The 16,803-nt window shown below is 35.7% G+C and carries 18 protein-coding genes; 14 read left to right on the forward strand and 4 right to left on the reverse strand.

The window, feature by feature from the left end; genetic code table 11:
• Positions 1-108 precede the first annotated feature (108 nt).
• The gene (locus tag CQ046_RS22710; protein ID WP_105704448.1) at positions 109-759 is read right to left on the reverse strand and encodes a sigma-70 family RNA polymerase sigma factor; all 651 of its coding nucleotides are present in this window, start codon (positions 757-759) and stop codon (positions 109-111) included.
• 2 nt (positions 760-761) lie between these two features.
• Positions 762-1,028, reverse strand: a complete 267-nt coding sequence (locus CQ046_RS22715; RefSeq protein ID WP_317047038.1) for a hypothetical protein — start codon at positions 1,026-1,028, stop codon at positions 762-764.
• Positions 1,029-1,435: 407 nt separating this feature from the next.
• On the opposite strand from CQ046_RS22715, the gene CQ046_RS22720 reads away from it, so the two are divergent.
• From CQ046_RS22720 to CQ046_RS22745, 6 genes are all read left to right on the forward strand, one after another.
• Entirely contained in the window at positions 1,436-1,804 is a 369-nt protein-coding gene (locus CQ046_RS22720) for a group III truncated hemoglobin (protein WP_105704461.1), read from the forward strand.
• A gap of 155 nt (positions 1,805-1,959) precedes the next feature.
• The gene (locus tag CQ046_RS22725) at positions 1,960-2,283 is read left to right on the forward strand and encodes a cupin domain-containing protein (protein WP_317047039.1); all 324 of its coding nucleotides are present in this window, start codon (positions 1,960-1,962) and stop codon (positions 2,281-2,283) included.
• A gap of 38 nt (positions 2,284-2,321) precedes the next feature.
• Positions 2,322-2,759 (forward strand): RrF2 family transcriptional regulator, encoded by a 438-nt coding sequence (locus CQ046_RS22730; protein ID WP_105704449.1) that lies wholly within the window; start codon positions 2,322-2,324, stop codon positions 2,757-2,759.
• A gap of 54 nt (positions 2,760-2,813) precedes the next feature.
• Positions 2,814-4,022 (forward strand): NO-inducible flavohemoprotein, encoded by a 1,209-nt coding sequence (gene hmpA / locus CQ046_RS22735; protein ID WP_105704450.1) that lies wholly within the window; start codon positions 2,814-2,816, stop codon positions 4,020-4,022.
• Positions 4,023-4,280: 258 nt separating this feature from the next.
• Positions 4,281-4,547, forward strand: coding sequence for a transposase (locus CQ046_RS22740; protein ID WP_105704451.1), 267 nt, complete (start codon positions 4,281-4,283; stop codon positions 4,545-4,547).
• Positions 4,548-4,789: 242 nt separating this feature from the next.
• A complete protein-coding gene (locus CQ046_RS22745) occupies positions 4,790-5,467 on the forward strand; it encodes an IS3 family transposase (RefSeq protein WP_228407030.1) in 678 nt (225 codons plus the stop codon).
• 232 nt (positions 5,468-5,699) lie between these two features.
• Here CQ046_RS22745 and ccoG read toward each other — a convergent pair whose 3' ends face one another.
• On the reverse strand, positions 5,700-7,157 hold the full coding sequence (gene ccoG, locus CQ046_RS22750) for a cytochrome c oxidase accessory protein CcoG (RefSeq protein WP_105704453.1): 1,458 nt from the start codon (positions 7,155-7,157) through the stop codon (positions 5,700-5,702).
• Between the two features lie 205 nt (positions 7,158-7,362).
• On the reverse strand, positions 7,363-9,624 hold the full coding sequence (ccoN, locus tag CQ046_RS22755; protein ID WP_079466010.1) for a cytochrome-c oxidase, cbb3-type subunit I: 2,262 nt from the start codon (positions 9,622-9,624) through the stop codon (positions 7,363-7,365).
• Between the two features lie 98 nt (positions 9,625-9,722).
• Between ccoN and CQ046_RS22760 the strand changes: the two genes are divergently transcribed.
• From CQ046_RS22760 to CQ046_RS22795, 8 genes are all read left to right on the forward strand, one after another.
• Positions 9,723-10,607: an AraC family transcriptional regulator gene (locus tag CQ046_RS22760; protein WP_105704454.1), complete on the forward strand. Its 885-nt coding sequence runs from the start codon at positions 9,723-9,725 to the stop codon at positions 10,605-10,607.
• Positions 10,608-10,640: 33 nt separating this feature from the next.
• A complete protein-coding gene (locus CQ046_RS22765; RefSeq protein ID WP_105704455.1) occupies positions 10,641-11,240 on the forward strand; it encodes a Crp/Fnr family transcriptional regulator in 600 nt (199 codons plus the stop codon).
• Positions 11,241-11,337: 97 nt separating this feature from the next.
• Positions 11,338-13,071 (forward strand): cbb3-type cytochrome c oxidase subunit I, encoded by a 1,734-nt coding sequence (locus tag CQ046_RS22770; protein ID WP_105704456.1) that lies wholly within the window; start codon positions 11,338-11,340, stop codon positions 13,069-13,071.
• Positions 13,071-14,060, forward strand: coding sequence for a cbb3-type cytochrome c oxidase subunit II (locus CQ046_RS22775; protein ID WP_105704457.1), 990 nt, complete (start codon positions 13,071-13,073; stop codon positions 14,058-14,060). The genes CQ046_RS22770 and CQ046_RS22775 overlap by 1 nt, the downstream gene beginning before the upstream one ends.
• A gap of 1 nt (position 14,061) precedes the next feature.
• Positions 14,062-14,322, forward strand: coding sequence for a hypothetical protein (locus CQ046_RS22780; RefSeq protein WP_105704458.1), 261 nt, complete (start codon positions 14,062-14,064; stop codon positions 14,320-14,322).
• 12 nt (positions 14,323-14,334) lie between these two features.
• Positions 14,335-14,736, forward strand: coding sequence for a cytochrome C (locus CQ046_RS22785; RefSeq protein ID WP_072408650.1), 402 nt, complete (start codon positions 14,335-14,337; stop codon positions 14,734-14,736).
• 88 nt (positions 14,737-14,824) lie between these two features.
• Positions 14,825-15,175: a DUF488 domain-containing protein gene (locus CQ046_RS22790; RefSeq protein ID WP_262498059.1), complete on the forward strand. Its 351-nt coding sequence runs from the start codon at positions 14,825-14,827 to the stop codon at positions 15,173-15,175.
• A 54-nt stretch (positions 15,176-15,229) separates the two neighbouring features.
• Entirely contained in the window at positions 15,230-16,480 is a 1,251-nt protein-coding gene (locus CQ046_RS22795) for a chloride channel protein (protein WP_105704460.1), read from the forward strand.
• The last annotated feature ends 323 nt before the right edge of the window (positions 16,481-16,803 follow it).

Consider the following 16,803-nt stretch of genomic DNA (forward strand, 5'->3'; position numbering starts at 1 on the left):
TTCAAACTGGAAAAAACTGCAAAAGAAAAACGAATAAATACAAAAAAAATCCGCCTCACTGGTTGTGAGACGGACTCGGATGGCAGTATTTTCAGTATATAAATTTAATTATAGCCGATTAATCTCAAGCATCACTTTGTTGCTAAAAGGGTTACAATAAGACAGATTGAAGTCAAAAAGCTCCTCCGCTGTGTAAGATTTTTCAACTGCAATCCTCAGCATGGTCTTAGCTTTGTTTAGACGGACTTTGACATTTGTTTCACTGATGTTGAGAAGCGCAGATGTTTCAGAGACATTTAATCCGTTTATTTCTCTTAAAGAAAATACAATTCGATAATCTTCAGGTATTTGAGACAAAGAATTCTCAATGATGTGCCCCAACTCACGGCTGTGAATTTCTTTTTGTATGTCGGTCATTGAATTGCTGAACATAGGCGTTTCATTTTCATTAATAATCTCATTCGCAAATTCATTTTTATAGCTGAATTTCTGTTTTTTACGATAGCAGTTATTTAACATTATTCTGATTATCCAGGTCTTAAAACCAGCGCGTTTTTCGAATTGGCCCAGACTTTTGTAAGCATCAATATAGGTATCCTGCATTAAATCCTGTGTATCTTCATGGTTGTAATTATATGACCTTCCAATTTTGTATAAATAGGAATTAAAACGTTTTACGATAATTTCATAAAGAGGTTTTTCTCCTTTTAAAATACGGTTGATAATTTCAACTTCTGTTAATTGACCGAATTGATCCATGTTTAGCTTAGAATTTTTGCTATTTTAGCCATTGAAAGAGCTGCAATTGCCATTACTAAGTCACGTACTGCCACATCAATGAAGTTAAAACTTAATAATAATGTAATTGCTATCACTGTTAACCAGCCTGCAACGATATAGCCACCTATTTCTGCTTTTTTGAGAACAATAATGCCAACCAAAATTTCTATTACACCGCAACCATCATGAAAACCGAAGCAGAAATCGGCAAAACGTTCCCAATTGAAGGGTTGACATACTGTTGCCAATCTGTAAGCAAGTTAGTGAATTTGTCTGCTCCCGCAACTATAGGAACAACTACAAAGGTGTACCTTAGCAGATTGAATGCTTGTTTAAGCGCTTTACTTTTGAAAGTATTTTCCGTGTTTTTATCTTAATTACTTTATACTTTATTAGGGTAAATGACAGGTAGAAAGGTTACAATCAGTTAAAAAAAAAAATGATCGTTATAAAAATATACAAGTTTATGTCAATCATCCTTTTGTTTTCCTGTATAAATTCGTCAAAGAAGAGTGTTAGCAAGCGTGAGATCTAAATCGATTAGTTTGAGCCAACTTCTTAAAATATATAAAGACGTTTTTGTCTTTTATTTATTTTCTCTATATTTGCATCATATAAACAAACCGCATCATGAATGTGGTTAAAAATTTATTTAATGAAAAGCAGCATTCAAAACTTTGATGACATTAAACTTTTGGTGGATTCTTTTTATAGTGAAGTTCAACGAGATCTATTGATTGGTGGTATTTTTGTTGGTGCGATAAAAGACTGGACAAAACATTTGGAAAAAATGTATACTTTCTGGCAAACAGTTTTACTTGGTGAACATACGTATAATGGAAGTCCATTCCCTCCGCACGCACAAATGCCACTTAATGGAAGTCATTTTGAGCGTTGGCTAAATATCTGGTTTGCAACAATAGATAAATATTTTGAAGGCCAGATCGCCGAAGAAGCTAAATGGAGAGCTGAAAAAATGGCTAGACTTTTTCTGATAAAAATTCAATCCAGCAATCACAAATGAAGCTCGTCACATTTATGAAGGGCATTACAGTGCAAAAGTTTTAAAGTGAAGTTTTGAAAACTGGTATGTATCATCTTAAAATTGTTGTCGCTTAAACTAATGGGAGACAAAACAATAATTAAGACCACTTTAATTTCATTAATAATAATAAATCTATGATTAAGATAGCTTCAATTTTAACAGACATTCAATACGGTGAGACCGATCCCTCAATCAGTGTACTTATCAATACTTTACATGCCAAGGAAATAAGGATTGTTTTTAAAAAAGGTCAGGAAATGACTGCGCATAAAGCAACGTATCCGATTGTGGTCACTGTTATTGATGGTAGTATTGACTTCGGGGTAGATTCCGAGCGACTTACCTTGGAAAAAGGCATGATAATAGCTTTGGAAGCGAATATGCGGCATGATCTAAAAGCAACAAAAGATAGTATAGTACTGTTATCAATGAATAAATCGGTCACAAGTCAACATTAATAGAAGACATACTTGCAAGAGCAAAAACAATAATTTATATGGGATTTTTTTCTAAAACCTGCGAATATGCCATAAGAGCTGTTCTTTATATTGCCAGCCAATCTCAGGAGGGAAAGCGTGTAGGAATTAAAGAAATTGCGGAAAACATTAATTCTCCTGAATATTTTCTTGGTAAAATACTTCAGAGACTTAGTCGTGCAGGTATCATATTATCTGTCAAAGGCCCGAACGGAGGATTCTACCTTGATGCAAACGGGCTGAACCGGCCTATAGCAGATATTGTAATAACTTTAGAAGGTGATGAAATATTTACAGGCTGCGGAATGGGACTCAGTTACTGCTCAGAAAGCAACCCTTGTCCATTGCATAATGAATTTAAAAAAATTCGTAATCAGATAACTTTTATGTTACATAAAAGTACTATTGGTGCTTTCAATAAAGAATTACTGGACGGTACATTGACTTTAAAAAAATAATTTTTTTTATCATAATAAAAGACATTTTTGTCTTTAATAATTAAATTTCTATTTATGACAAGCGAACAAAAACAATTAGTAAAAGATACCGTACCTGTATTGAAAGAGCATGGTGTTTTATTAACTTCACATTTCTACGCTCGTATGTTTCAGTACAACCCGGAATTGAAAAATATATTCAACATGGGAAATCAGCAGAACAGCAAGCAACAAACAGCCCTTGCCATGGCAGTTTTAATGTACGCAGAGCACATTGAAGACCCATCTGTGCTGTTGCCGATGGTGGATGGTATCGGTCAGAAGCATACCAGCCTTGATATTCGTCCGGAACATTATGACATTGTAGGGCGTCATCTAATAGCATCAATTAAGGAAGTACTCGGCCTAGCTGCGAGCGTGGAATTATTAGACGCCTGGACAGTAGCCTATAACCAATTGGCCTCTTTGATGAGTGGCCGGGAAAAAGAATTATATAAAAAGCATACCGAACAAAAAGGTGGTTGGAGCGGCTGGAGGCCTTTTGTAGTTAAACAAAAAGTTGTGGAATCAACTGAAATAACATCCTTTTATCTTTATCCTGCTGATGGGGGATCAGTAAAAAGTCATTTACCCGGTCAGTATATTAGTTTACGTTTATTCCTACCAGAGCTTCAGTTATTACAACCGCGCCAATATAGTATTTCGTGTAAGTCCAATAGCGAATATTATCGAATATCTGTCAAAAAAGAAGTGGGTAGCAAGCATCCGGACGGTATGATTAGCAATCGTCTCCATAACCACATTACAGAAGGAAGTATTGTTGAACTTTCTGCTCCGGCTGGTACCTTTATATTGAATGAATCGACCTTAGCACATAAAGTATTCATTAGCGGGGGTGTTGGACAGACGCCGCTTTTGTCGATGATAGAAAATCTAACCAACGAGGCGGATGAAAATAAAGTATCTATTACCTGGATACATGGTTGTAGAAATGAAGCAGTGCATGCATTCAAAGACAAGATTACTGAATTATCGAATTTCTATTCGAATATCAACCAGCACGTCTTTTATGAACAATCGAATGAACTACAAAAAAACAAGTATAAAGGCTGGGTAGACCTGGAAGTATTAAAAGAAACAGTACTTGATCATAAAGCCGAATATTATATCTGTGGTCCAGCTTTATTCATTAAAAAACATTATAATTTTCTTGTAGAGAATGGGGTTCAGAAATCGGCAATTTATTTTGAAGAATTCGGTCCGGCTTCGTTGCATCTAAACTAGAATACTAAATCGTCACGGATCAAAGAGTACCAATGTGGTGATAATATTCACGTCATTGGTACTCTTTTATTTAATATAACGTTGTAATACAACATATCCTTGCGCAACTTTAAAGCTATTAGTATAGTATGAGCTTTATTTAATTACTACCAACTATTAAATTTATGTTGCTGATTCAAAGTATATATTGATCATACACTTTGTAATCTTCCCCAAAAACCGAAACGAATATAAATATAGTTTTTAAATTTAGGAAAGATGAAACAAAGCAAATTTACAGAGGTTCAGATTGTGAAGATATTATCTGAACAAAATCAGGGAAAAACGGTAAATGAAATTTGCCGTGATTATGGAATCAGCCAACCTACCTTTTACAAATGGAAGAGCAAATATGGGGGGATGGAAGCCCACCAATTAGCTCAACTCAAAGAGTTGGAGAAGCAACTTTCGCAGTACAAGAAAATTGTTGCAGAACTTACTTTGGAGAACACAGTATTAAAAGATGTAATTGAAAAAAAGCTTTAACGCCTTCCGAAAAGCGCGATTTGGTGGTGTATTCCAAAGAAACACATAAGGTAAGCATACGGAAGGCGTGCTGTTATTTTGAATTGAGCCACTCGGTTTTGTATTACAAAAGACGGAGAAATTCCGAGGACGATTTGATTCGGGAGGAACTTCGGTTATTGGCTGAAAAAGAACAGACCTGGGGCTTTTGGATGATGCGTCACCGACTGAAGAATCTAGGATTTCGGTAGAATCACAAACGCATTTACAGAATTTATACTTCGATGAAATTAAACCTGAGAAGCAAACGCAAAAAGAGACTTCCTGCACGAGTAAAAGAACCGCTTCTACGACCGGTTTATCCGAATGTAACGTGGAGCATGGACTTCATGCATGATACGCTGGAAAATGGCAAAAAAGTACGGAGCTTAAATATCATTGATGATTTTAATAGAGAGATTTTACAAGTGAGCATTGAAACGAGTTTACCTTCTTCAAAAGTAATTTCCAAACTGAAAGAACTTATCGAATGGCGAGGAAAACCAGAGAAAATACGAGTAGATAATGGACCTGAATTTATTTCGGAGAAGCTCAAAAGCTGGTGCGAATTTCATGAGATTGAACTTCACTACATTCAGCCTGGACAACCTACTCAAAATTCGCTCATTGAAAGATTTAACCGGACTTTCAGAACAGATTTCTTGGATATTTACCTATTTGAAAACCTCCAGCAGATGAGAAATTATGCAGAAGCATGGATGTGGAAATACAATAACGAAAGACCACACAGCTCTCTTATGTACCTTACCCCACGGGATTTTTTGTTGAAATATGGAAAACTTGCCCAAGCTAAGGGCAACGAGTTTCCCACATTTCAACAAAATCTTCCAACATCAACAACAGAAATATTAACAAAAAACTCTACTTTTGAGTGTTATTAAGAAGGGGAAGATTACAACTTTATGGTAATTCAGTATGTATGCTTAATCATTTAAAAAGAAACTGAATGAGGCTTGCTTAGTTCAATCCCATATGTAATCAATAATAGTAACTAAGAACAATTCACACCTTTAAAGTTTTGAGTATCGTAAAACTGTTAGTATAATCTATTAAAAATAACCATTTAATAAGTCATCTGCTGATGAAGTTTAGTATACTGATCTTTAGCTACTTTTATTGGATCTGTAATTTGAAAGGTCCCTCAAAATAAGTCTCATAAGAATCTATTAAATTATTTTTATTATCATATACGCCTATGGTAATATTTTGTTTGGAAAGATTCATCTGTGATTCTGGAAAACTTATGTTTATAGTACCTTTTGATATTTTATCACGATCGACAGTTATTTTATCAGAAGCACTATAACCAATTTCAGCATTTCTCGGTTCGATTACTTTTATAGTGACAACTTTTTTACTATTGGTTTTATTGAGGAACGTGTAATTATATGTATTGATAATCTTACCATCTCTTACGAAGAATGTGCTACCTGCCGGCTTGATAAATTTTGCCTCCATCTCTTCACGGCTGGAAAGAAGAAATCCTTGAAACCCTAGCAATAAGACCAGAATTACTGCGAAGCCTTTCATCCTGCCTGTAAATTTATACGGGCTGCCTGTTTCAATCTCTCTTTCTGAAGCGTATCTTATTAAGCCTTTAGGCAAGCCAACTTTCTCCATTACTTCATCACACGCATCAATGCACGCAGTACAATTTATGCATTCCAACTGCTGGCCGTCTCTAATATCAATACCGGTTGGACAAACAGCGACGCACTGATAGCAATCAATACAGTCACCTTTTCCGGTACTTTTCCTGTCTTCACCATTTCTCCATTTGGAACGTGTTTCTCCTCTCATAAAATCGTAAAAAACGTTGATGGTTTCTTTATCAATCAGGACTCCCTGTAATCTTCCGTATGGACATACCAAGGTGCAAACCTGTTCTCTAAACCACGCAAACACAAAGTAAAAAGTTGCTGTAAAAAGAATCATGACAATAAAACTAGTAATATTGGCAAATGGCCCGCCTGATATTATTTGGAGCACATCCTCATAACCGACGATATACATAAACATAATGTGGGTGATAAAGAGTGAAATAACGATGTAAACAGACCATTTTAAAATTCTTTTCCAAATTTTTTCAGTATTCCATTCCTGCCGGTCCAGTCTCATCTGTTTATTGCGATCACCTTCAATCCAAAACTCTATTTTCCGAAAAATGGATTCCATAAAAATTGTCTGCGGGCAAATCCATCCACAAAAAATTCTACCGAATGCGATGGTAAAAACAATAATAAAAATCAGTGAAGCAATGGCACCTAAGGTAAGGATAAAAAAGTCCTGAGGATAGAAAGGCTGTCCCATAATAAAATATTCTCCGTCAATGACGTTCAATAAAAAGACAGGATTTCCGTTAATTTTAATAAACGGTATTGCAAAATATATAACCAATAGAATATAGCTTACAAGCTCTCTATAGTTGGTGTATTTGCCTTTTGGCTTTTTTGGGAAAACCCATTTTCTCTTACCGGTTTGATCCATTGTTCCTATGGAATCTCTATAAGATTCTGGGTCTACAACCTGGGCTTGGCCGCCGCGCACGGCTTGTTGATCTATCTCTGACATTCAGTTTTATTATAATTTTAATGATTTTATTTTTGAAAGAAAGCGTTCATTTTTTCCATGGTCGAATTTCGCTGGACTTGGGTAGCAGAAATATGCGACTGATAAAATGACCGGAAAATGATCATCTGTAATGTTTCGAAAAATATTGCATCATGAATTTTAAAAAAATGACCTTAAATTTTAGAAAGTCATTTCGCCTTGTATTTTAATTATTATCAGCTGTTTTTATATCAGTTGTTTTGATATCTATGCCTAATCTCTGAAGATAAGCAATAAGCGCAATAATTTCTTTTTTCTCTAATTCTCCCTGAGGTCTTTTTGCATAAGCTTCTTTAAGGTCAGACGCTTCTATAAAGATATCTTTTACTATTTTCGCTGCCTGGTTATCAGCCCATTTATCTGCAGTATCAATCTGTACTTTTGTATATGGCACGTCAAAAGTATTTTTCATGAACTTAAGCTTATCGATCATTTGGGAGCGATCCAGATTATTGGCTATTAACCATGGATAGCGGGGCATAATAGATCCTGCAGATGTAGATCTGGGATTGTACATGTGTTTATAGTGCCATGAACTTGGGTTTTTACCACCTTCCCGGTGTAAATCGGGACCTGTTCTTTTTGAACCCCATAAGAACGGCCTGTCATACACGAATTCTCCTGCCTTCGAGTATTGCCCGTTTTTGCCGTTGAATCTTACAATCTCGTCTCTAAAGGGTCTTACAACTTGCGAATGGCAGGCATTGCAACCTTCACGGATGTATAAATCCCTGCCTTCCAATTCTAATGGAGAATACGGTTTTACGGAGGTAATGGTAGGTACATTTTCTTTGAGCATTAAAGTTGGTATTATTTCCACAGCTCCACCAATTGATACCGCAATGAAAGATAATACGGTAAGTAAAACGGGCAGTCTTTCCAGCCAAAGGTGCAGGCCTTCACCTTCCTTTCTTTTATTGCTGATATTTGCCAAAGCCGGAGCCTCGGCCGGCACTTCTCTTTGAAAAGAACCCTTTCTGACCGTAGCAACCAAGTTAATAACCATTAAGACAGCACCTGAAAAATAAAACAAGCCGCCTAAAAATCTCATTTTAAAATATGGGATAATTGCAGTTACCGTATCCAGCCAGTTTTTCCACAATAATGTTCCGTCGGGATTAAACTGTTTCCACATTAATCCTTGCGTAAATCCTGAAATGTACATTGGAACCGCATAGAAGATAATTCCAAAAGTGCCTAGCCAAAAATGCCAGTTTGCCATCTTGACCGACCATATTTTTGTTCTCCATAAGATGGGGATCAGATAATAAATCATACCAAAAGCCATAAAGCCATTCCAGCCTAATGCTCCGAGATGAACATGACCTATCACCCAGTCTGTAAAGTGGCCAATTTTATTAATGTTTTTTGTTGCTAAAAGAGGTCCTTCAAACGTTGCCATACCATAACAAGTTACTGCAACAACGAAGAATTTTAAAACTGGATTTTCTCTAACTTTATCCCAAGATCCTCTCAATGTGAGCAATCCATTCAGCATTCCTCCCCATGATGGTGCTATCAGCATAATTGAAAAACCAGTTCCTACAGCCTGTGCCCATGCAGGTATTGCGGTATATTGAAGATGATGCGGCCCTGCCCATATGTACACAAATATTAATGACCAAAAATGAATAATTGAAAGCTTGTATGAGAAAACCGGACGTTCAGCGGCCTTTGGTAAAAAATAATACATTAAACCCAAAATTGGGGTAGTTAAAATAAATGCTACCGCATTGTGACCATACCACCATTGTACGATGGCATCTTTAACTCCTGAATACGCAGAATACGACTTCCATCCTGTAAAGGATAAGGGGACTTCAAGGTTATTGAATATATAAAGCATCGCTACGGCTATCCATGTTCCTAAATAAAACCAAATCGCAACATATAGATGTCTCACTCTTCTTCTCGCAATAGTTCCGAACATATTCATTCCAAAAATCACCCATGAGAACGTAAGAAGTATATCGATTGGCCATTCATGTTCAGCATATTCCTTAGATGTATTGATGCCCATAAAGAAAGTTATAAAGGTTATTACAACCATTAATTGCCAAGTCCAGAAATGAATCCAGCTTAATGTTTTGCTAAACATTTCTGTTTTTAAGAGTCTTGGTACGGAGTAATATACTCCGACAAAAACGCTGTTGCAGACAAAAGCGAAAATTACAGTATTGGTATGTAGCATTCTTATTCTGCCGAAACCGAATGCTCCGTTGGTATCTATTAACGCTTGTATCCCTCCGTTTCTTAAGATTTTTATTGACTCGTCATCAGTTCCAAAAATGAATTCTGGCAGCTCTGGATAGAATAACAGCAGAGCCGCAGTGAGACCAAACAGGAATCCGATCAGTCCAAAAACTATTGTTGCATACAAAAAGGCACGTACTATGGTATTGTCATAGTTAAATTTCTGTGTATTCATTATGCCAAAAGTAGTATAGCATTATCAATTATTTATGGTGTTAATCATCGAAAAAATAGCTATATTTATGATCGTTGAATTATTATAATAACTAAGCTATGAAGGAGGTTTATCCAACGTTTAAGATAGGAGGTCTGTCGACATGTAATTCTATTAGTGAAATGTTTACGGTTGATAAGTTTTCAGAATTCTTAAAGCGGAATCCCGGCACCGAGAAGGTACATCGGCATTCTTTCTACCATGTTACCTATTTTGAAAAAGGATGCGGTGAAAATTTAATAGATTTCAATTCGTATGATGTTATTCCTAATAAAATATTTTTCATGCGTCCGGATCAGGTTCACAGCTGGCGATTAGACGAAAATACGGAGGGTTATGTAATCAATTTTTCAACGACTTTTTTTGACCAGCTGAAAATAAATTCATCATTGATTGATCAGTTTCCTTTTTTCAATTTATTCGGAAGCGACCAAATGGTCAAAATTTCCGCACAGAACCAGAAAAGAATTAAGCTTTGTTTTGAGGAAATTATTTCAGAAATGGCTGACATTCGACCCTGGTCACAAGTAATGATTGCGTCATTGGTACTACAAATTTGTTCACTGGCATGTAAAGAAATTACCGCTGAAACCGTTTTTACAGACACCAATTATAATTCTTTGATATTAAAGCAGTTTATCGAAATTGTAGAAGTTAATTTTCATCAATATAAATTGCCCAAAGAGTATGCGGCTTTTCTAAATGTTACTCCTAACCAATTGAACTTCATATGCAAACAACAGATCAATTTATCGGCAGGAGAAATTATCAGAAAAAGGATCATCTTAGAAGCTAAAAGGCTCTTGGTTAATTTTGATTTATCCATTGCAAGTATTGCTGAAACGTTAAATTATTCCGATCCGTCATATTTCGTGAAATTTTTTAAAAAGTATACATCATTTACACCTGATGCATTTCGAAAACAATATTACATTAAGTATTAAACTTATTCATTATTAACAATTATATATATCAGAATGATTCCTGAAAAGCATTTAAAAAAATATAATTATAGTACAAAACATTACGATGTTGGAGATTTTATCTATGAGGAAAACACAACTTGCAAAAATTATTTCCAGATTATTTCGGGAAAAATCAAATTAAACAATTATTGTGAAGACGGTAAAGAATTCATCCAGAATATATTTGAGGCACCTCAAAGCTTTGGTGATGCCTTACTTTTTATAAATGAAAGATATCCTACCAATGCAGTAGCTTTAAGTGAATGTAGTATTATAGAGATTTCCGCTAAAGATTTTTTTGATTTACTAAAGGATAATCCAGAATGTGCAATAGACGTCAGTACAGGTTTATCCCGAAGGTTACACTACAAAATGCTGATGTCTCAGCATGTTTTTTCTAAAGATCCGACTGTAAGGCTTAAAGCTTTAATGGATTATTTCAAAAATATGCACAATGTACACAAGAAGTCGAATAAAGAATATTTAGTTCCCTTAACGCGTCAGCAAATGGCGGATCTAACAGGTTTACGAGTGGAAACTGTTATCCGAACTATTAAGTTAATGGAAAGAAATCACTTGCTCACAATAAAAAATCATCTAATATACTATTAAATACCGAAATTGAGTATGATGGAGATCGTATCATGAGGATTTTTGCTCATTGTAATTTAGGAGAAACAAAAAAATAATTTTTTCTAAAATTAATACGATGGATGAACTTCTCAATGAGCCTGGTTTACAAATCACTATTGTCCTTTTCTTGATTCCTGTGATTTTTGTACTTATTCTAATTTTAATAAGGGTAAACCGGATGATTTCTGATACAATTAAAAAAAGTGAGCTAAAAAGAATATACGAACATCTTAGCAGGCTGCAGCCGGGGGAAATCTCCGCTTTGGAAGAACGGAAAAAAGAACTTGAATTTCAACTTTCCGGAAATGAGCTTTCGGAAAATAAAGAGGTAAGAGATCCTCGGGGGCTGATCGATGGGGCAAATGAAGTCCACGACATTCGTTTCCTGCAATCTAAAAGAGAAGAGGGTAGAAACATCATTATTCCAAATGATGAAAAAAAGCTGATTCTCTGGTTTTTGGGTTGTAGCGTATTCTGGCTCTTTGCAGGTACCACGGTCGGCGAGTATCTAGGAATTAAATTTGTTGCGCCTGATGCTGATCATATTAGCTGGTTAAGCTTTGGAAGACTTAGACCGGTCCATACAAATATAGTTTTCTGGGGCTGGGCATCTATGGCGATGGTTGGCTTTTCGTATTATGTTATACCACGGGTGGGGAATACGAAAGTTTTCAACCTTAAGATAGGTTACATAACATTGATATTAATGAATTCCGCTGTTTTATTAGGCAGTATTTGTTTAATGGCGGGGATTAACAACAGTGGCGGCGAATACAGAGAATATATTTGGCCGGTCATGCTGCTTTTTGCAGTGGGAATTATTATTAGTATTTATAATCATATCAATACCATCGCATTCCGTAAGACAGAAGAAATCTATGTTTCAAATTGGTATATTGTTTCGGCAATGATGTTTGTGGTGGTTATCCTGATCGTTGCCTATCTTCCTTTTTGGCAGGACGGTTTGGGAGAAACAATCACTCAGGGTTATTTTATGCATCAGGGTGTGGGAATGTGGTTTATGTTCTTCAATTTAGGATTAATGTATTATTTTCTTCCTCAGGAACTTAATAGTCCGGTATATTCGTATAGTCTGAGCATACTTGCATTTTGGACGCAGATTTTGTTTTATACCCTTATTGGAACACATCATTTTATTTTCAGTGCTATTCCCTGGTGGATGCAGACCATTGCTATTGTTGCCAGTGTTGGAATGGTGATCCCTGTTGCAGCAGGCAGCATTAATTTCATGATGACCATTCGCGGATCCTGGCATCGTCTGAAACTGAGTTATGTACTGCCTTTTTATGTAGTTTCTATTCTCTTTTATTTTACGGGCTCGATGCAGGGAACGGCAGAAGCTTTCAGGGCAACAAACCTACTGTGGCATTTTACTGACTTTACGGTGGCTCACTCACATTTAACGATGTATGGGATCATTACCTTCATGCTATGGTCTTTTACTTATACCTTGGTTCCGAGACTCACTTCATATGAACCGCCAAGTATTACTGTAGGATTACATTTTTGGTTAGCATTGATTGGAGTTTTGGTATATACTGTTTCTTTGATGATTGGCTCTACCGAAAAAGGAATGATGTGGATGGAGAAAAAACCTTTTATAGAAGGAGTAGTAAAAATGATGCCTTTTTGGTTGTGGAGAGCAATTGGAGGAACTATGATGTGGATCTCGCATATCGTTTTCGCATATAATTTTTATAGAATGATTAAACCGAGAAAAGAGATACGTCTTCCTCATACCCCACAAGAGATTTTAGAAATAGTTCACACAAAACAACAAAGATCATAATGGATTTTTTTAGCGATCATAAAAAACTGTTTTCATCGGCATTAGCTTTTTTCCTTTTTCTTACATTGGTTATCTGTATTTTGCCGGCATTTAACAATCAGAAAGTATACAAACCATTACCTGGAAGTAAAGCACTGACAGAGGAAGAAAGTCACGGAAAGGAAATTTATATCCGGGAAGGTTGCGTAGGTTGTCATACACAGCAGGTTAGAAATGTTGATATGGATCAGGTTTTTGGGGGCAGACCTAGTCTTGCCATCGATTACGGCAGAAATAGAAGGTTGAATCTTTTCCAGAACACCGCCACTTTAATGGGAACAGAAAGGACAGGTCCTGATCTTATCAATATTGGGAGCAGACAACCAAGTAAAGAATGGCAATATTCGCATTTATTTAATCCGAGATCAGTTGTCCCTGAATCAGTGATGCCTTCATACCAATGGATGTTTTTAATAAAAGACGAATTGCAGACAGGTGATGTCGAAGTAAATGTTCCGGATAAGTTTAAAATAGGAATTAAGGGAAAAATCGTTCCTTCAAAAGATGCTCAGGATTTGGTTGCGTATTTATTGAGCTTAAAACAAACTGAGCTTCCTAAAAGTATACCGACCAGAGAATTTTTATATAAAGTAGAAAAAAAAGCGGACGGAAATTCTCAAGGCGATAATCTCCCTGATGGAACAACGTTGTTTACTACAAATTGTGCGAGCTGTCATCAGGCGAACGGAGAGGGATTACCGGGAGCTTTTCCAGCATTAAAAGGAAGCCCAGTCGTTTTAGGTGATGATTTGGAATTATATGTAACTATTATAATGAAAGGTTATGATCCCCGACCTGAATACGCTACAATGCCTGCTGTTGGAACTAATGCAGGATTTTCACCGGCAGAAGTTGCTGCCCTCATTAATCATGAAAGAACAAGCTGGGGGAACACCGGAAAAAAAGTGACGGCTGATGAAGTGAAAGTAATTATGGATAAAATAAAATAATATGAAAAAGATAACATTAGGATTTTTTGTTTTTTTATTTTGGGCCGGGTATGTTCAGGCATGTGACGCCTGTAAACTTCAACAGCCTAAAATAACGCAGGATCTAACACATGGTACTGGACCCGAATCAAATTGGGACTGGGTAATTGTATCAAGTATTGGCATAATTACACTTGGGACTTTATTTTTTTCTTTTAAGTTTCTGGCCATCCCGGGAGAAAAGAACAGAAAACATATCAAAAATACAATATTGGATTTCTAAAGCTTCAAAAAAATGTCAAAACATAACGCCACTGTTTTTTTATACATCGATGAAGAAGTGAATCCCATTGCAGAACTTCAGACCCCGATAGTTTTTAATCTTGATACAACAAAATTGGCCGATGGGAAACACCTCCTTAGAATTGTTAGTAAATTTGATCAGAAAGAGGGGCTAAAAATCATACCTTTTATCGTTCGTAATGGCCCTATTATTCATTTAGAAGGACTTTCTGATGATGAAGTAGTTAATGGCACGATACCTTTAATGGTCAACGCTTATGATACGGGAAGAAATCAAAGCTTCATTATCAAAGGAAGCGAAAATCCTCGTACGATACCGGTTTGGGTGTGGGTAATTGCTCTGATATTCGTAGCCTGGGCAGCTTTTTATATTGTCACGAATTTCAATCTTTAGAATACTATTGTTAGCTTAATGGTATGTACGTTCTTAAGAGTTATTCCTAACGAATTTTGTATAAATATTTTTTAGTATGAAAATTAAAATGAAGCGAATTTATGAAAAGCCATCCTCAGATGGTTATCGTGTGTTGGTGGACCGACTTTGGCCTCGTGGAATGTCTAAGGAAAATGCTCATATCAATGAATGGAATAAAGATCTTGCCCCTTCTGATGAGCTACGCAAATGGTTTAATCACGATCCTGAATTTTGGGTTAGTTTTTCTCAGAAATACATCACAGAATTACAAAAAAATGATAGTGTAAAAGAATTTTTAGAACGTAATAGAAAGCATGAGTTCATTACGTTGTTATATGCTGCAAAAGATGAGAAACATTGCCACGCAAAGATTTTGAAAGAATATCTGGAAAAATTGAAAGCAGAAAATAAAATGTAACTTTTTTCAAAGTTTCTCATAATACCTTAAAATACTAAAAAAAATAATTTCTTAATGCAACGGAAGAAAGTACGAAGACATCATTATTTCAGACTCATTTTAGTTTCAATTTTAATAAGTATCTGTGCTTCTTTTCTCGGGTATTCATTAAAATTCTTTACGGAACATTTTCAAAAATTAATATTTCATTATACAGAGAAAGAAAATGCTCTATTTTTTGTTTTACTTCCAACAATTGGGATTACAGCAATTTATTTTTTAAGAAAATATCTTTTTTTGAACAGGAAGAATAAAGGGATTACAGAAATTTATAAAACAGTTGACCAACGTAAAGACCATTTGCCACTATTCAAAATTCCATCACATTATTTTAATGGCTTTTTGACTGTCATCTTCGGTGGCTCAACGGGAATTGAGGTTTCTACAGTTGTTGCAACCGCAACGCTTGGAAATGCAGCGTATGAAAAACAATTTTCTGCTAATATATATAAGCTGGAGCTTATTTGTGCAGGTGTTGTGGCGGGCGTGGCTGTTTTATTTGGAAGTCCGATTGCAGGCTGGCTTTTCGCGATGGAAGTGATTGCCAGAAAATTTAATAAGACCCTGTTTATAAGCTGTACCGCATCAGCATTTATTTCTGTGGTATTTTTATTTTACATAAAAAGCAAACCATTACTTCCTTTTGAGATCACAGAATGGAGATGGTCGGCAGTCCCCTTTTTTTTATTGTTGAGCATTTTAGGTAGTGGTTTATCTGTCTATTTTACTATTTCAGTTATTAAAATAAAGGATTTCTTTTCTGGAATATCAAATGACTTTCTAAGAGTAAATTTCGGAAGCTTAATCGTTGGAGGTTTAATATTCTGTTTTCCTTTTCTATATGGGGACAGTTATCATTCACTGTCAGAAATTTTGTATCATCCTCAAAGTTATTCTTTCATATTGATCTTCGTTTTAATTTTTTTAAAACCGTTAGCGGCAGCATTAACACTGGGAGCGGGCGGAGACGGTGGTGTTTTTGCGCCAAGTATTGTCGCGGGTGCCTTCCTAGGGTTTGCTTTTGCTCTTTGCTGTAATACCCTCTTCGGAACTTCTTTGATTTATTTGAATTTTGTTTTAGTGGGCGCAGCTGCCACATTGTCTGCTTCTATCTACGCTCCATTTACTGCTCTTTTTTTAGTCTGCAATTTGGTGCCAAATGGATATGTATTATTCTTCCCAATATTAGTAGGATGTTGGATATCAAAAGGCTTAGCAAAGAAAATTTTGCCATACAATGTATATACTTATAATGGCAAAAGTTAATTATACATATTTTTTGCAATTATTTTATAAACAGTTCTAAAATAGCGTATATTTGATAATTGAGAATCTTAAAATGGCATATTACATTATGACAGACAACAAATCAAAAAAGATAAGTGGACCGAAGTACGGTCAATGGCTCTGATAATACAGAATCCCAAATTTTAAGCAAAAAATGACTGGTTCACAGGTTGTTCACAGGATTATACGTGTGGTGGTGACGAGGAAAGGATGATTATTTCTTTTGGTATTGTTAAATAATTATAGATAATTGCTTGTTAAGTTTCAAAAATAAGAGCTTTAATGATATTTCCATCATATGC

The sequence above is a fragment of the Chryseobacterium sp. MYb7 genome (assembly GCF_002979455.1).
Classification (GTDB): domain Bacteria; phylum Bacteroidota; class Bacteroidia; order Flavobacteriales; family Weeksellaceae; genus Chryseobacterium.

Bases quoted from the DNA above. Each gene is read 5' to 3' on its own strand.
- CQ046_RS22710 (WP_105704448.1), bottom strand. From the start codon at position 759: ATGGATCAATTCGGTCAATTAACAGAAGTTGAAATTATCAACCGTATT.
- CQ046_RS22720 (WP_105704461.1), top strand. From the start codon at position 1,436: ATGAAAAGCAGCATTCAAAACTTTGATGACATTAAACTTTTGGTGGAT.
- CQ046_RS22725 (WP_317047039.1), top strand. From the start codon at position 1,960: ATGATTAAGATAGCTTCAATTTTAACAGACATTCAATACGGTGAGACC.
- CQ046_RS22730 (WP_105704449.1), top strand. From the start codon at position 2,322: ATGGGATTTTTTTCTAAAACCTGCGAATATGCCATAAGAGCTGTTCTT.
- hmpA (WP_105704450.1), top strand. From the start codon at position 2,814: ATGACAAGCGAACAAAAACAATTAGTAAAAGATACCGTACCTGTATTG.
- CQ046_RS22740 (WP_105704451.1), top strand. From the start codon at position 4,281: ATGAAACAAAGCAAATTTACAGAGGTTCAGATTGTGAAGATATTATCT.
- ccoG (WP_105704453.1), bottom strand. From the start codon at position 7,157: ATGTCAGAGATAGATCAACAAGCCGTGCGCGGCGGCCAAGCCCAGGTT.
- ccoN (WP_079466010.1), bottom strand. From the start codon at position 9,624: ATGAATACACAGAAATTTAACTATGACAATACCATAGTACGTGCCTTT.
- CQ046_RS22760 (WP_105704454.1), top strand. From the start codon at position 9,723: ATGAAGGAGGTTTATCCAACGTTTAAGATAGGAGGTCTGTCGACATGT.
- CQ046_RS22765 (WP_105704455.1), top strand. From the start codon at position 10,641: ATGATTCCTGAAAAGCATTTAAAAAAATATAATTATAGTACAAAACAT.
- CQ046_RS22770 (WP_105704456.1), top strand. From the start codon at position 11,338: ATGGATGAACTTCTCAATGAGCCTGGTTTACAAATCACTATTGTCCTT.
- CQ046_RS22775 (WP_105704457.1), top strand. From the start codon at position 13,071: ATGGATTTTTTTAGCGATCATAAAAAACTGTTTTCATCGGCATTAGCT.
- CQ046_RS22780 (WP_105704458.1), top strand. From the start codon at position 14,062: ATGAAAAAGATAACATTAGGATTTTTTGTTTTTTTATTTTGGGCCGGG.
- CQ046_RS22785 (WP_072408650.1), top strand. From the start codon at position 14,335: ATGTCAAAACATAACGCCACTGTTTTTTTATACATCGATGAAGAAGTG.
- CQ046_RS22790 (WP_262498059.1), top strand. From the start codon at position 14,825: ATGAAGCGAATTTATGAAAAGCCATCCTCAGATGGTTATCGTGTGTTG.
- CQ046_RS22795 (WP_105704460.1), top strand. From the start codon at position 15,230: ATGCAACGGAAGAAAGTACGAAGACATCATTATTTCAGACTCATTTTA.